The 14112-nt window shown below is 71.4% G+C and carries 16 protein-coding genes; 8 read left to right on the forward strand and 8 right to left on the reverse strand.

The annotated features are described in order from the left end of the window. Nucleotides 1-116: 116 nt before the first annotated feature. Both ACIA8F_RS04830 and ACIA8F_RS04835 read left to right on the forward strand, forming a co-directional pair. Nucleotides 117-1064: a DUF4097 family beta strand repeat-containing protein gene (locus ACIA8F_RS04830; RefSeq protein ID WP_399376763.1), complete on the forward strand. Its 948-nt coding sequence runs from the start codon at nt 117-119 to the stop codon at nt 1062-1064. A 1-nt stretch (nt 1065) separates the two neighbouring features. Then, nucleotides 1066-1983 carry a helix-turn-helix transcriptional regulator gene (locus ACIA8F_RS04835; RefSeq protein WP_399376764.1) on the forward strand — a complete coding sequence of 306 codons (918 nt, stop codon included), beginning with the start codon at nt 1066-1068 and terminating at the stop codon, nt 1981-1983. A gap of 235 nt (nt 1984-2218) precedes the next feature. Here ACIA8F_RS04835 and ACIA8F_RS04840 read toward each other — a convergent pair whose 3' ends face one another. The 5 genes from ACIA8F_RS04840 to ACIA8F_RS04860 form a co-directional block, all read right to left on the reverse strand. After that, nucleotides 2219-3268, reverse strand: coding sequence for an ALF repeat-containing protein (locus ACIA8F_RS04840; protein WP_399376765.1), 1050 nt, complete (start codon nt 3266-3268; stop codon nt 2219-2221). Nucleotides 3269-3373: 105 nt separating this feature from the next. Continuing rightward, nucleotides 3374-3886 (reverse strand): Clp protease N-terminal domain-containing protein, encoded by a 513-nt coding sequence (locus ACIA8F_RS04845; protein ID WP_399376766.1) that lies wholly within the window; start codon nt 3884-3886, stop codon nt 3374-3376. Then, nucleotides 3886-4095, reverse strand: coding sequence for a helix-turn-helix domain-containing protein (locus tag ACIA8F_RS04850; RefSeq protein WP_243336126.1), 210 nt, complete (start codon nt 4093-4095; stop codon nt 3886-3888). Before ACIA8F_RS04850 ends, ACIA8F_RS04845 begins: the two co-directional genes overlap by 1 nt. Nucleotides 4096-4163: 68 nt before the next feature. Then, nucleotides 4164-5126 carry a zinc-binding dehydrogenase gene (locus ACIA8F_RS04855; RefSeq protein WP_399376768.1) on the reverse strand — a complete coding sequence of 321 codons (963 nt, stop codon included), beginning with the start codon at nt 5124-5126 and terminating at the stop codon, nt 4164-4166. A gap of 187 nt (nt 5127-5313) precedes the next feature. Beyond that, nucleotides 5314-6516: an NADP-dependent malic enzyme gene (locus tag ACIA8F_RS04860; protein ID WP_389691425.1), complete on the reverse strand. Its 1203-nt coding sequence runs from the start codon at nt 6514-6516 to the stop codon at nt 5314-5316. A gap of 524 nt (nt 6517-7040) precedes the next feature. Here ACIA8F_RS04860 and ACIA8F_RS04865 point away from each other — a divergent pair. From ACIA8F_RS04865 to ACIA8F_RS04875, 3 genes are all read left to right on the forward strand, one after another. Next, a complete protein-coding gene (locus tag ACIA8F_RS04865; RefSeq protein ID WP_383952195.1) occupies nt 7041-7988 on the forward strand; it encodes an ABC transporter substrate-binding protein in 948 nt (315 codons plus the stop codon). Between the two features lie 70 nt (nt 7989-8058). Further along, nucleotides 8059-9009: an amino acid ABC transporter permease gene (locus ACIA8F_RS04870; RefSeq protein WP_399376769.1), complete on the forward strand. Its 951-nt coding sequence runs from the start codon at nt 8059-8061 to the stop codon at nt 9007-9009. An 11-nt stretch (nt 9010-9020) separates the two neighbouring features. After that, on the forward strand, nt 9021-9773 hold the full coding sequence (locus tag ACIA8F_RS04875; protein ID WP_399376987.1) for an amino acid ABC transporter ATP-binding protein: 753 nt from the start codon (nt 9021-9023) through the stop codon (nt 9771-9773). A 101-nt stretch (nt 9774-9874) separates the two neighbouring features. Here ACIA8F_RS04875 and ACIA8F_RS04880 read toward each other — a convergent pair whose 3' ends face one another. Next, the gene (locus ACIA8F_RS04880; protein ID WP_399376988.1) at nt 9875-10564 is read right to left on the reverse strand and encodes a class I SAM-dependent methyltransferase; all 690 of its coding nucleotides are present in this window, start codon (nt 10562-10564) and stop codon (nt 9875-9877) included. Nucleotides 10565-10730: 166 nt separating this feature from the next. Here ACIA8F_RS04880 and ACIA8F_RS04885 point away from each other — a divergent pair, with 166 nt between their 5' ends. Next, nucleotides 10731-11360 (forward strand): CGNR zinc finger domain-containing protein, encoded by a 630-nt coding sequence (locus ACIA8F_RS04885; RefSeq protein ID WP_399376770.1) that lies wholly within the window; start codon nt 10731-10733, stop codon nt 11358-11360. Here ACIA8F_RS04885 and sodX read toward each other — a convergent pair. Beyond that, nucleotides 11264-11731, reverse strand: a complete 468-nt coding sequence (sodX, locus tag ACIA8F_RS04890) for a nickel-type superoxide dismutase maturation protease (RefSeq protein ID WP_399376771.1) — start codon at nt 11729-11731, stop codon at nt 11264-11266. The genes ACIA8F_RS04885 and sodX overlap by 97 nt on opposite strands. A 192-nt stretch (nt 11732-11923) precedes the next feature. On the opposite strand from sodX, the gene sodN reads away from it, so the two are divergent. After that, on the forward strand, nt 11924-12319 hold the full coding sequence (gene sodN / locus ACIA8F_RS04895; protein WP_030709803.1) for a superoxide dismutase, Ni: 396 nt from the start codon (nt 11924-11926) through the stop codon (nt 12317-12319). Nucleotides 12320-12448: 129 nt separating this feature from the next. Here sodN and ACIA8F_RS04900 read toward each other — a convergent pair whose 3' ends face one another. Further along, on the reverse strand, nt 12449-12634 hold the full coding sequence (locus tag ACIA8F_RS04900; protein WP_399376773.1) for a DUF6104 family protein: 186 nt from the start codon (nt 12632-12634) through the stop codon (nt 12449-12451). A 155-nt stretch (nt 12635-12789) separates the two neighbouring features. Between ACIA8F_RS04900 and ACIA8F_RS04905 the strand changes: the two genes are divergently transcribed. Beyond that, entirely contained in the window at nt 12790-14016 is a 1227-nt protein-coding gene (locus ACIA8F_RS04905; protein WP_399376774.1) for an aKG-HExxH-type peptide beta-hydroxylase, read from the forward strand. The last annotated feature ends 96 nt before the right edge of the window (nt 14017-14112 follow it).

A 14112-nucleotide genomic window follows, 5' to 3' on the forward strand; every position in this document is an offset into this window, starting at 1 on the left:
CCAAAGTAATGATTTTGGATCATCCTGACCCGCTTGACTTCCCGCAACCGCGATATATCGTGTTGGTCAGAAGACGCGATATGTTGCGTGCACGTACGCCGAGGAGGGTCAGCACCATGGCAGAGGCAGCGCAGAATCCGCAGACGTGGTCGGTCGCCGCACCGCAGAAGCTCGCCTTCGAGGAGCCGGTGACCGAGGTTCGCGTGCGGATGGCCGGCGGCACGGTCAATGTCGTCGCCGGCGCCGCCGACGAGGGCCTGGCCCGGCTGGAGGTGTCCGAGGTGGACGGCCCGCCCCTGCACGTGGTGCAGGAGGGCGGCACCCTCACCGTGTCCTACGAGGACCTTCCCTGGAACGGCTCCCAGGGGCTCAAGCAGTGGTTCGAGAGCAAGCCGTGGAAGGCCTGGTCCGCCTCCGACTCCGGCCGCAAGGCCTGGGAGCGCAGCGCGACCGTGACCCTCACGGTCCCGGCGGCCACCCGGGTGCAGCTGGCCACCGTCAGCGCCACCGTCTTCGTCTCCGGCGTCGAAGGCGGCACCGACATCCACGGGGTCTCCGGCGACACCACGCTCGTCGGCCTCTCCGGCCGGGTCAAGGCGCACACGGTCTCGGGCGGGGTCGAGGCCCAGTCCGTGACCGGCGAGCTCGGATTCCACTCCGTCTCCGGCGGCCTGACGGTCGTCGACGGCGCGGTGGGCAACGTACGGGCCGACTCGGTCAGCGGCGACATGCTGATCGACCTGGCCCTCGACGACCGCCCCGCACCCCGGCCGGTCGACATCTCCCTCAACTCCGTATCCGGGCAGGTCGCCATCCGCCTCCCGCACCCGGCCGACGCACGCGTCGAGGCCAACACCGCCACCGGCGGGGTCTCCAATGCCTTCGAGGACCTCCGCGTCTCGGGCCAGATGGGCGCCAAGAGGATCACCGGCACCCTCGGTGCCGGCACCGGCACCCTGCGCGCCACCACCGTTTCCGGCTCCATCGCCCTGCTGCGCCGCCCGGCCGCCGACCCGGCGGGCGCCCCGGCCGCCCCGCTCGCGCTCGACAAGAAGGTGCTCTGACATGCCGCCCGTCTTCGCCCACGGCCGCCTCCGGCTCTACCTCCTCAAGCTGCTCGACGAGGCCCCGCGCCACGGGTACGAGGTGATCCGGCTGCTGGAGGAGCGTTTCCAGGGGCTGTACGCGCCCTCCGCGGGCACGGTGTACCCGCGCCTGGCCAAGCTGGAGTCCGAGGGCCTGGTCACGCACGCGACCGAAGGCGGGCGCAAGGTGTACTCGATCACCGACGCGGGCCGCGCCGAACTGGCCGACCGCGGCGGCGAACTGGCCGATCTGGAACTGGAGATCCGCGACTCGGTCTCCGAACTGGCCGCCGAGATCCGCGCCGACGTGAGCGGCGCGGCCGGTGATCTGCGGCGCGAACTGCGGGCCGCCGCCAGTGCGTCGGCCACCCAGGTGGAGGACGAGTCCTGGAAGGCCGCCAAGGAGGAGCTCCGCAAGGCGAAGGCCGAGTGGAAGGAACAGGCGCGCCGCGCAAAGGACGAGAGCCGCCGGGCCCGCGAGGAGGCCCAGCAGGCGCGCCGGCAGGCCAAGGAGGCGCAGGAGCGGGCCCGCGAGGAGGTCCAGCGCATCGCAGGTCAGCTGCAGGAACAGTTCGCGAAGTCGGGCGGGGTGCTGGGCAGTCTGGCGGGGGCCTGGCTCGGCGGCTCCGGATCCGGCCCGACGGCGCCGTCCGCGCCCTCTGCGCCCTCTGCCCAGCCGGCCGCCCCGGCGCCCGCTCCCGACCCGGACTGGGCGCGCGACGTGCCGCCGACGGGCGACCCGGCCCGCGACCTGGACCGGCTGCTTGACCGCTTCCGCGACGACATCCGCGACGCGGCCCGCGACCGGGGCGTCAGCGACGAGCAGCTGGCGCAGGCCCGTAGCCACCTCGCCGACGCGGCCGCCCGCATCTCCTCGGCCCTGGGCCCGCAGGGCTAGGCCGTCTCTTTCGGATCTTGCCGGGCCCGCGACGCCCGGCACCGCGCCCGGCCGCACTGCCGGGGCGACCACGTACGCCCAGTACGCGAACGCCCCGGCAGCACGCCCGGGCACGGCACCGGACGCCGCGGGCTCGGCCGACAAGATCCGAAAGAGACGGCCTAGGGGTCTCCCCTGAGTCTTCGCCGCGGCCGACCCCTGTACGGCCGCGGCGGGACTCATCGCGAGAGGCGGATCAGCGCGCGGAGCCCGCGCGGCGCATCCGTGCGGCGAGCAGGAGTCCTGCGCCCGCGACGACCGCGGTGCCCGCGCCGCCCGCGATCCAGGCGGAGTCACCGGCACCGGTGGTGGCGAGGTGCCCGCCGCTGCCGCCCTGGGGGGTGACGGAGGTGTTCCCGGTGCTGCCCCCGGAGCCGGGGGTGGTGCCGGGAGTGCTCGGGGTGGGAGTCGGGGTCGGAGTCGGGGTCGGCTGACCCTTGTCCTTGTCCTTGTCCTTGTCCTCCTGAGCCTTCTTGTCCTTGGCGCGCGCCTCGTGCTGGCCCGTCTTCAGGAACTCGGCGCGGTCGGCGGGAGTGCCGTTGAGCGCTGCGCGCCCCGCCTTGATCACCTCCGGACCCCCGCCGTCCATGATCTGGGCGATCTCGACCCGGTTGTCCTGGTCGCGCAGGTGGTGCTGGCCGTTCTTCAGGAACTCGATGCGGTCGGCGGGAGTGCCCTTGAGCGCCTTCAGGGCGCCTTCCTTCAGGCCGGGGCCGGCGCCGTTTGAGATCCGGGCGATGTCGACCCTGTTGTCCGAGTCGCGCAGTTCGTGCTGGGTGACCTCGTAGAAGTGGCGCAGCTGCTCCAGCGTCGCGTCGCTCCGCATGATCTGCTTGATCCCCTCCTTCAGGTCGGGGCCGGCGTCGGTCACGAGGCGGGTGATGAGCACGCGGTAGTCGTCGCGGCGGATCACGTGCTGGTCGGTCTCGATGAACTTCCGCATGGCCGCGGGGCCGTCGGCGATGGCCTTGAGGCCGGCGTCCTTCATGTACTGGCTGGCCATCGGGTCGGCGATGATCGCGAGGATCGTCTTGCGGTCCTGCTCGGCCTGGGTGTCACCGGGCTGCTCGGCCGGGGTCTGGGCCGCCGGCGGCTGCGCCGCGGTGGGCTGGTCCGGCGCGGTCGGAGCCGTGGGGGTCGAGGGCGCGCCGGATTCCTCGCCGGTGGCGAAGGCCGGGGACGACAGGAGCACGGCCGGGGCCAGCGCGGAGATGGTGACCGCAGCGGCGATCCGGGACAACTTCACAGCGAAAACCCCCAGTGGAGAACGTTCTTTCGCAGGGGAGGACTGTCCGGGCGCCCACATGGTTGTACGCCGCATTGAAAAACTTTCGGAGAGTGCTCCCGCCGCTCACCCCGCCAGGGCCGCCTCCGCTCCCGCGTAGGTGACCCCGTGGTCCGTGAGGACCTCGGCGGCCGTGCCGGGGCGGGAGAGCAGCGAGAGGAGCAGGTGGAGGGCGCAGATGTGACGGTCCTTGCGGCCCACGGCGATGCGCAGGGACTGCTCCAGGACCTTCTTGGCGCCCGGGGTGAAGCGGGTGCGGCCGGAGCGGCTGCGGGCGGCGGGGTCCGCCAGGGCGCCCTCGCCGTGGGTCTCCTCGACGCGGGAGACGATCTCCGTGAGGTCGATGCCGAGCCCTGCGAGGGCTTCCTCGTCCGCCTTGGACATGCCGCCCCGGCGGCGGGCCACGGCCAGGTCCGCGGAGATCGCGGCCCGGTCGACGCCCAGCGGGTCGAGGACGCCGAGGGCGAGGAGCGCGAGCAGCAGGTGCTCCTCGCCGATGCGCTGCGCCCCGGTCCGTTCGGCCTCGGCGAGCGCGCCCGTCACGGTGGAGCGGGCGTCCTGGGTGAAGCGTTCGAACATCAGAGCCTCCCGTGCTTCTTGTGTACGGCCTGCCGGCTGACGCCCAGCTCGGCCGCGATCTCCTGCCAGGACCAGCCCTGTGCGCGGGCACCGCGCACCTGTACGGCCTCCAGCTGCTCCAGCAGTCGCCGGAGGGCGGCCACGGCGCGCAGGCCCACGCGGGGGTCACGGTCACCGGCGCGTTCGGCCAGATCGGTAGCTTCCGTCATGGCTGTCAATGTAGGTTGACGCACGGGAGGGTGTCAACCCACATTGACAATGACGGCGGTGCCGGGCGCTAGACGGTGAGGACGATCTTGCCGAAGACGTCGCCCGACTCCAGCTTCTCGAAGCCCTCGCGGGCCCGGTCCAGCGGCAGGGTCTCGTCGATCACCGGGCGGACGCCGGTCGCCGCGCAGAAGGACAGCAGGTCCTCCAGCTCGTCCTTCGAGCCCATCGTCGAGCCGACCACCTTGAGTTCCAGGAAGAAGATCCGGGTCAGCTCGGCGTGCGCCGGGCGGTCCCCGCTGGTGGCGCCCGAGATGACCAGGGTGCCGCCGGGGCGCAGGGACTTGACCGAGTGCGACCAGGTGGCGGCGCCGACCGTTTCGATGACCGCGTCGACCCGCAGGGGGAGCCGCGCGCCGGGCTCGTAGGCCTCCACGGCCCCCAGCTCGACCGCGCGCTTGCGCTTGGCCTCGTCGCGGCTGGTCGCGAAGACCCGCAGGCCGGCGGCCTTGCCGAGGACGATGGCGGCGGTGGCGACCCCGCCGCCGGCGCCCTGGACCAGGACGGAGTCCCCGGGGCGGACGCCGGCGTTGGTGAAGAGCATGCGGTACGCGGTGAGCCAGGCGGTGGGCAGGCAGGCGGCCTGCTCGAAGGAGAGCTCGGCGGGCTTGCGCAGGACGTTCCAGGCGGGGACGGTGACCTGCTCGGCGAAGGTGCCCTGGTAGCGCTCGGTCAGGATCGAGCGGGGCTCGTCGGGGCCGACCCCGTGGCCGCTCTGGCCGATGACGGAGTGCAGGACGACCTCGTTGCCGTCCTGGTCGATCCCGGCGGCGTCGCAGCCGAGGATCATGGGGAGCTTGTCCTCGCCGAGGCCGACCCCGCGCAGCGACCACAGGTCGTGGTGGTTGAGGGAGGCGGCCTTGACGTTCACGGTCACCCAGCCGGGGCGGGCCTGCGGGGCTGGGCGTTCGCCCAGCTCGAGGCCGTTCAGCGGCTGGTCACGGTCGATTCGGGCGGCGTAGGCAGCGAACATGGCCGCGAGGCTACCGGTCGGTAGCCCGGGGATCCAGGGCCTGGCCCGGCCCGGCGGACGGCGTTCGGTGGAGCGGGCCCCCGGGGCCGGGCCCTGCGGGGCCGGATGGTCAGGGGGGGGCGGACGGAAAGAGGGGCCCGGCCGAATCGTTCGGCCTGGCCCCTCTTCGTACGGCTCGGCGCAGCGCTTACGCCAGGCGGGCCACGCCGTCGGCCTTGGCCGCCGCGGCGACCGCGGCCGTGACGGCCTCGGCGACGCGGGTGTCGAACGGCGACGGGATCACGTAGTCGGCGGCGAGCTCGTCACCGACGACGCCGGCGATGGCGTCGGCGGCGGCGATCTTCATGCCCTCGGTGATCCGGGTCGCGCGGACCTTCAGCGCGCCCGCGAAGATGCCGGGGAACGCCAGCACGTTGTTGATCTGGTTCGGGAAGTCCGAGCGGCCCGTGGCCACGACCGCCGCGTACTTGTGCGCGACGTCGGGGTGGACCTCCGGGTTCGGGTTGGCCATGGCGAAGACGAAGCAGTCCTTCGCCATCGTCGCCACCGCGGCCTCGGGGACCGTACCGCCGGAGACGCCGATGAACACGTCCGCGCCCGCGAGGGCGCTCTCCAGGGAACCGGTCTGGCCGGTCTTGTTGGTCAGGCCCGCGATCTCCGCCTTGACGTCCGTCAGGTCGGAGCGGTCGGCGGAGACGACGCCCTTGCGGTCGGTGACGCAGACGTCGCCGATGCCCGCGTCCACGAGGATCTTGGCGATCGCGATGCCCGCGGCACCGGCGCCCGAGATCACGGCGCGCAGGTCGGCGAGGGTGCGACCGGTGAGCTTCGCGGCGTTGCGCATGGCGGCCAGCGTCACGATGGCCGTGCCGTGCTGGTCGTCGTGGAAGATCGGGATGTCCAGCGCCTCCTGGAGGCGGCGCTCGATCTCGAAGCAGCGGGGCGCCGAGATGTCCTCCAGGTTCACCCCGCCGAAGGACGGAGCGAGGCGGATCACGGTTTCGATGATCTCGTCCGTGTCCTTGGTGGCGAGCGCGATCGGAACCGCGTCGACGCCACCGAACTGCTTGAAGAGAATGGCCTTGCCCTCCATCACGGGGAGGGAGGCCTCGGGCCCGATGTCACCGAGTCCGAGCACGGCCGTACCGTCGGTGACGACGGCGACCACGTTGGACTTCCAGGTGTACTCGTTCACGAGCTCGGGCTGCTCGGCAATGGCGCTGCAGACCTTCGCAACGCCGGGCGTGTACGCCAGGGACAGGTCGTCCTTGTTGTGGACCGGCACGGTGGCCACGATGGCCATCTTGCCGCCCCGGTGCAGCGCGAACACCGCATCCGGGTTGTTGTCCGTCACGCTGTCGCTGCGAGGATTGACGATCTCCGCTGCCACTGTCTTAACCCCTTAAGTCTTTGAATCGTTGAGGGTGGCCACTCCTGGTTAAGGGGTGGGCGGGCACCGCGTCCGTCTTTGCGGCGACGGTTGTAGGTCCGTCTCCGCGAAGGGGAGGTTCGTACGCGCGGGCGCGCCGCACGCGCGCCCTGAGCCCCGGATGAGGGGTGTAAGGATCCGTTCTACCGCAAGAACACTCACCCAGACGAGTCGATTCCCGCTCGACCATAAGCCCCTTGTCCCGGTTTTGGCGAAAAGTCCAAACCTCTCTGTCCGATGGGCGAGACGCGCCGCAAATAGTGCGGCAAAAGGACCAGGTCACGGCCGTTCGTGCGGCTCTGAGGGGCCTTGTCCGCAGTCCTGTTGGGTACGAAGGGGCTGCCGTTATCCGATTTTGACCTGACGGGCTGCCTGAATGACTCAGTCCGAATGGCAAGATGCCCCTAATCACACAAGGTCGCGACACTCGATGGGGCGTGCCCGACCGCTTTTCGATGCTTTCCACCTGCCGGAGGAACCAGCTCATGACCGCAAGCACCACCCGCCGTACGACCGCCGCCCGGTCCCGGATCGCCGCGGTCGGCGCGATCGCGGTCGCCGGCGCCCTGATCCTCACCGGCTGTGGAGACCAGACCGAGAAGAAGGAGTCCGGGGACACCACGAAGCCCAACGCGGCCCCCCTCTTCTCCGCGCTGCCGAAGAAGATCCAGGACGCGGGTGTCATCAAGGTCGGCACGGACGCGGCGTACGCCCCGATGGAGTTCACCGAGGGCGGCAAGATCGTCGGTGTCGACCCCGACATCGCGGAGGCCCTGGGCAAGCAGCTCGGTGTGAAGTTCGAGTTCACCTCGGGCAGCTTCGACGGTCTGATCACCTCGATCTACTCCGGCCGCCAGGACGCGATCATGTCCTCGGTCTCGGACAACGAGAAGCGTCAGAAGGGCCTCGACGACGACGGCAAGCAGATCGGCAAGGGCGTCGACTTCGTCGACTACTTCTCCTCCGGCGTCTCGCTCCTCGTCAAGAAGGGCAACCCGCAGAACATCAAGACCCTGGACGACCTCTGCGGCAAGACGGTCGCCGTCCAGCGCGGCACGATCTACGAGGACACCTTCAAGGCGCAGGCCACGAAGTGCGGTGACAAGAAGCTCACCATCGAGGCCTTCGACACCGACGCCGAGGCCCAGACCCGCGTCAAGGCCGGCGGCGCCGTGGCCGACCTCAACGACTTCCCGGTCGCCGCGTACATCGCGAAGACCTCGGGCGGCGGCAACGACTTCGAGGTCGGCGGCGCGCAGTCCGACGTCGGCCTCTTCGGCATCGGCGTCAGCAAGGAGAACACCCAGCTGCGCGACGCCCTCAAGCAGGCCCTCGACGCGATCATCAAGGACGGCTCCTACGCCAAGGTCCTGGAGAAGTGGAACGTCAAGGACAGCGCCGTGCAGTCGGCGACGGTCAACGCAGGCAAGTGACCCGTGCGGACCGGGGGGCACCCCGCGCCCCCGGTCCCTGGTTCCTGAGCTCCACTGAAGGGCAGTCATTGTGACTGACAAGATCGACAAGGATCCGGCCGCGACCCCGCCCGCCGGATCCGGCGCCTCGGGCACCCCGTACGAGGCCATCAAGGCAATCCCGGTGCGGCACTACGGCCGCTGGGTCAGCGGCGTCGTGGTCATCGTCCTGCTGGGCTGGCTCGTCTACGCCTTCTCCCAGGGCAACGTGATCTGGAAGACGGTCGGGGACAAGCTCTTCGACCCCTCGATCATCGCCGGCCTCGGCAACACCGTGATCATCAGCGTGTCCGCGATGGCGCTGGGCCTGGTGCTCGGCATCCTCTTCGCGGTCATGCGGCTCTCGAAGAACCCGGTGACGAACACCGTCGCGTGGCTCTACATCTGGTTCTTCCGCGGTACCCCGGTCTACGTACAGCTGCTGGTGTGGTTCAACCTGTCGCTGATCTTCCAGTACGTGAACCTCGGCCCGATCTACAAGCAAGAGACCGTCGAACTGATGACCCCGTTCATGGTCGCGCTCCTGGGCCTCGGCCTGAACGAGGGCGCGTACATGGCGGAGATCGTCCGTGCGGGCATCCAGTCCGTAGACGAGGGCCAGAGCGAGGCCTCGCACGCGCTCGGCATGACCCAGACGCAGACGATGCGCCGGGTGGTGCTCCCGCAGGCGATGCGCGTGATCATCCCGCCGTCGGGCAACGAGTTCATCAACATGCTGAAGACCTCGTCGCTGGTCTCCGCGGTCCAGTACACGGAACTGCTGAGGGCCTCGTCGAACATCGGGTCCACGGCCGGCGCCATCATGGAGATGCTGTTCGTCGCCTCCATCTGGTACCTGGCCCTGACCAGCGTGTTCAGTGTCGGCCAGTACTACCTGGAGCGCCGCTACGCACGTGGTTCGCTGCGTTCCCTGCCGCCCACGCCGTTCCAGCGCCTGCGGGCCAACCTGAACATGTTCCGCCGTACGGAGGTGGCGAAGTGACCGCCCAGCCGATGGTCAAGGCCGAGGCCGTCCACAAGTCGTACGGCCCCGCCCACATCCTGCGGGGCATCGACCTCGAAGTCGCCCCGCGCGAGGTGTTCTGCCTGGTCGGCCCGTCCGGCTCCGGCAAGTCCACCTTCCTGCGCTGCATCAACCACCTGGAGCGCATCAACGCCGGGCGGCTCTCGGTCGACGGCCAGCTGGTCGGCTACCGCGAGAAGGCCGGCAAGCTCTACGAGCTGAAGGACAGCGAGGTCGCGGCCCAGCGCCGGGACATCGGCATGGTCTTCCAGCGCTTCAACCTCTTCCCGCACATGACGGCCGTCGAGAACGTCATGGAGGCCCCGGTCATGGTCAAGGGCGAGAGCAAGGCGGTCGCGCGGGCGCGCGCCGTCAAGCTCCTCGACCGGGTCGGCCTCGGCGACAAGGGCGGGAACTACCCCACCCAGCTCTCCGGCGGCCAGCAGCAGCGCGTGGCCATCGCCCGCGCGCTGGCCATGGAACCGAAGCTGATGCTCTTCGACGAGCCCACCTCGGCGCTCGACCCGGAGCTCGTCGGCGACGTCCTCGACGTCATGCGGGACCTGGCCGAGTCGGGCATGACCATGATCGTGGTCACGCACGAGATGGGCTTCGCCCGCGAGGTCGGCGACAACCTCGTCTTCATGGACGGCGGCGTCGTGGTCGAATCCGGCCACCCCCGCGAGGTCCTGGGCAACCCGCAGCACGACCGGACGAAGGCCTTCCTCTCGAAGGTCCTCTAGGACGGCGGCGATCCACGCGTGAGGGGCGGTACGGGAATCCGTACCGCCCCTCACGCACGCCCGGCCCGCGCCGCGGGCTTCCCGGACCGGGCCTGCCTCACCTACTTCAGGGCCAGCACCAGCCCGTCGGAGGGGGAGCGCCAGACCGTACGGGCCTCCGCGAAGCCGGCGCCGCGCAGCGCGGCGGCGTGCCAGGACTCCGGCGGGGTGTCGCCGTCGGCGTGCTCCCCGTAGATCTCGAAGCGGGCCTTCGTCGGCCCGGCCAGCGCGGGGTCGGCCGCCGCGAGCTCCCACCACTCGCGCCAGTCCAGCGCCCCGGCCGCCTTCGCCCGGTCCATGCCGACGTGCCGGTGGGCACGCTCGGCGGCGTTGATCCGCGGGGTGGCCGGGTCGGGCATGTGGTCGGCGTTCATGAACACCCCGCCGGCCCGCAGCAGCTCCGGGAGCTGCCCGTACAGGACGGCGAGGTCCTCGCTGGGCAGCCAGTGCAGGGCGGTGGCCGTCAGCACGGCGTCGTAGGAGCCGTGGGGGAGGGCCGTGCGCCAGCCCGGGTCCTTGAGGTCGGCGGTCACGAAGGTGACGCGGGGGTCGCCGGCGAAGTGGCCCCGGGCGATCGTCAACAGTGCGGGGTCGAGGTCGACTCCCGTACTGGTGGATTGCGGGAACCGCTTGAGGGCGCGGTCCGTGATACTTCCCGTACCGCACGCCAGATCGAGAATGCGGGGGGCGGTGCCGACCAGCGCCTCCACCATGTCCAGCATCACCCGGAACCGCTCCTCGCGGTCGGGCATGTACCACTCCTGCTGCCGGTCCCAGCTGTCCTGCCAGGCCTGCCAGTCGGATCGTTCCGCGGTATCGGAGCGTGCTGAATCCGCCACGAGCGCCTCCATGCGTAATACCCTCGAACATGTATCAGCCGTTACCGGAGACACTAATCCGCAGCCGTAAGGACTACAAGTGGAACTGGCCCATTACTCGGACTACGCCGTGCGCCTGGTCAACACCGAGGAGCCGGCCCGCAACAAGGACTCGCTGACCTCCGTGGACGCCGTCCGCGGCCTCTTCGGCGCCAGCGTGCAGATGGCCCGCAGGGTCACGGACGGCGACGTCACCCGCTTCCGCAACGTCCGCGGCCGGCTGCGCACCGTCTTCGAGGCCGCCGACGGCGGGGACCACGTCCTCGCCGTCGACCTGCTGAACTCCCTGCTCATGGAGTTCCCGGTCAGCCCCCAGGTCTCCGGCCACGAGACGATCGGCGAGCACGGCGGCCCGAACTGGCACATCCACCTCGCCGACCACCCCTCCAACGCCTCCGCCGGCTACGCCGCGATCGCGTGCTTCGGGCTGGCCTTCCACCTCACCGCGCACGGCCCGGACCGGCTCGGCATCTGCCAGGCGCCGCCCTGCCGCAACGCCTACCTCGACACCTCCACCAACCGCTCCCGGCGGTACTGCTCCGACCGCTGCGCCACACGCGCCAACGTCGCCGCCTACCGCGCCCGCAAGCGGCTGGAGGCCGAGGAGTCCGCCCACAGCGGGCGCAGCGCCGAGGAAGCCCAGGAGAGCCACGCCCTCAGCGAGCGCTGATCCTCCGCCGCGTGCTCCGGCCGGGGGAGCGGCCGGAAGCGGGCCAGCGCGGTCGCCAGCACCAGCTCGTCGGGGACCGCGCCGTAGTCCGTGCTGTCGCCCGTCTCGTTGTACGGGTTGTCGCCCAGCACCCACCAGCCGCCCGGCCGCCGCTCCGCCGCCCGCTTCACGACCAGCAGGTCCTGCTGGAACGGGTGGCGCAGCACCACCACGTGGCCCGGCCGCACGGGTGCCCCGTAGCGGACCAGCACCTGGTCACCGTTCTCCAGCGTCGGCGCCATCGAGGGGCCCCTCACCTCCACGGTGCCGATCCGCTTCAACGGCGATTCCCACTCCCGCGTCCGGCCGCGCGAGCGACTGCTCCCCGCCATCCGTGACCTCCTCACCAGCCCTGGTGCACGTTTCGTGCCCCCCGCATGCTGCCGCACTCTTCCGTACATTCGGTCACCGGCCCGGGTACACCCCTGGACTTTTGTCCCAACCGCACGGGGGCGGCCGCGAAATCGTCTTTCTCACGGAGTAATCTCCCCCTTGAGAAGACGATCACGAGGAGGACAAACTCCATGCTTTCCCGCCTCTTCGCCCCCAAGGCGAAGGTCTCCGCCCACTGCGATCTTCCGTGCGGCGTGTACGACCCTGCCCAGGCCCGCATCGAGGCCGAGTCCGTCAAGGCCGTGCAGGAGAAGTACCAGGCCAACGACGACGCCGACTTCCGTGCGCGCGCCATCACCATCAAGGAGCAGCGCGCCGAGCTCGCGAAGCACCACGTCTCCGTGCTGTGGAGCGACTACTTCAAGCCGCCGCACTTTGAGAAGTACCCGCAGCTGCACACCCTGGTCAACGACACCCTGAAGGCCCTCTCGGCCGCCAAGGCGTCGAACGACCCGGCGACCGGCGCCAAGGCGCTGGAGCTCATCGCCGAGATCGACCGCATCTTCTGGGAGACGAAGGCCGCCTGATCGGACTCTCCGTCCGATCGGCCTCGTCCCGCGGGACGATGACGAAGGGGCCCGGCCGCATCGCGGTCGGGCCCCTTCGCCGTGCCGTACGTGGTGCCGTACGTCGTGCCGTGCGTGGTGCCGTGCGGCCTACTCGTCGTCGTCTTCGTCGTCGTCCAGGCGGGCCAGCCAGGTGGCGAGGCGTTCCACCGGGACCTCGAAGTCCGGGTTCAGGTCGACGAAGGCGCGCAGCTGCTCGGCGAGCCACTCGAAGGTGACCTCCTCCTCGCCGCGCCGCTTCTCCAGCTCCTCGATGCCGCGATCGGTGAAGTACAAGTCGGGCTCCGTGCCGTGGTCGGGTGTTCGGGTGTGCCCCGTCAGGATAATCCGCCGTCCCGTCCCGTCCCGCCGGGCCCGGACCTGACCGCTTTCCGCCGTTCGCGGAGCCCCTCCCCAGGGCAGGGATGAGGGGTCCGCGGCGGGAGGTATGCATGGATCACCCCGAGCCGAGCGACGGCGTGCTGAGGGCCCTCGGTTCCACCGAGCCGTCCGCCGAGGGGACCGCGCTGGTGTGCGGCGTACGGCGGGCCCGGCGGCTGCGGCTGCTGCGCGAGCTCGCGGACCTGCCCGGCGCCCGTACCGGGGAGGCGGCCGAGCGCTGGGCCCTGCTGGAGGAGGCCGGGCGGCGCGACCCCCCTGCCGTGGCCGACGTCGTGCACTATCCGGCCACCGGGGTGTGGGCCGAGGAGACCCTGCGCCGGCTGCGCACGCGGCACGGGCCGCCCGCCGACCTCGGACACCTCGGGGCGCTCGCCGCCGCCGCGGCGCTGCGCGCCGGGATCGGCTTCAAGATCACGCTGCGGCCCGCGCACGGACGCCTCGCGCTGCCCACCCTCGGACTGCTGCGCCCGGACCGGCCGGGCCCGCTCGCCCTGACCGAGGGCTCCTGGGACCCCGCGCACCCGGAAGTGCTGGCCCTGCACGCGCTGCCCGACGGGCGGACCGCCCTCGACGACCTCGACCCCTACCGCGCCCCGGTGACGGTGCCCGCCGCCCGCCGGCTCACCCCCAAGGGGCACAGGCGCTGGGACACCCAGTGGTCCGGGGCCCTCACCCTGCTGCGGCGCTACGACACCGCCCGCGCGGAGGAGGCAGGTGGGCTGCTGCGCTGCCTGATCCCGCTGTCCGGCAGCTCCCGGACCTACGGCGGGACCCTCCCCGCGGCGCCGGGCTCCCTCCTGGCGCGGGCGCAGCCGCCGCCCGCGCTGGCCGCCACCCTCGTGTTCGAGGTGCAGCACGCGAAGCTGGCGGCCCTCGCGGAGGCGCTCCCGCTGCACACCGCCGACCGCACCGCACGGTACTGGGCGCCCTGGCGGGCCGATCCGCGACCGCTGGAGGGGCTCCTGAGGGGCGCCTACGCGCATCTCGGGCTGGCGGGCTACTGGCAGCGCGCGGCGCTCTACGGGGCCAGGGGGGCGTGGGCGCAGCACGCGCGGGTGCGGGCTCAGGTGGCGGCGGTGCTGCCCGTCCTGGACGCCTGCCCGGAACTCACCGCGGGCGGACGGGTGTTCGTCGGCGCGATGGCCGCGGCGGAGCGGGCCATGGACGGGGTGTCGGCGCCGGGGGCGCGGTACGCGGTGGCCCGCGGGGTGGTGGACCGGGACCGGACCGCCTGGTGCGCGGCGCACCCGAACCTGGCCTCGTACGCGTCCGGCTGACGGGGCGGGCCGCTGCGCGGGGCCGTCCCCTACCCGCCCTTCCACCGTTCCCCGGGCTCTGCCCGGACCCGGTCCTCAAACGCCGGACGGGCTGGA

The sequence above is a fragment of the Streptomyces sp. NPDC051563 genome (assembly GCF_044454225.1).
GTDB lineage: Bacteria > Actinomycetota > Actinomycetes > Streptomycetales > Streptomycetaceae > Streptomyces.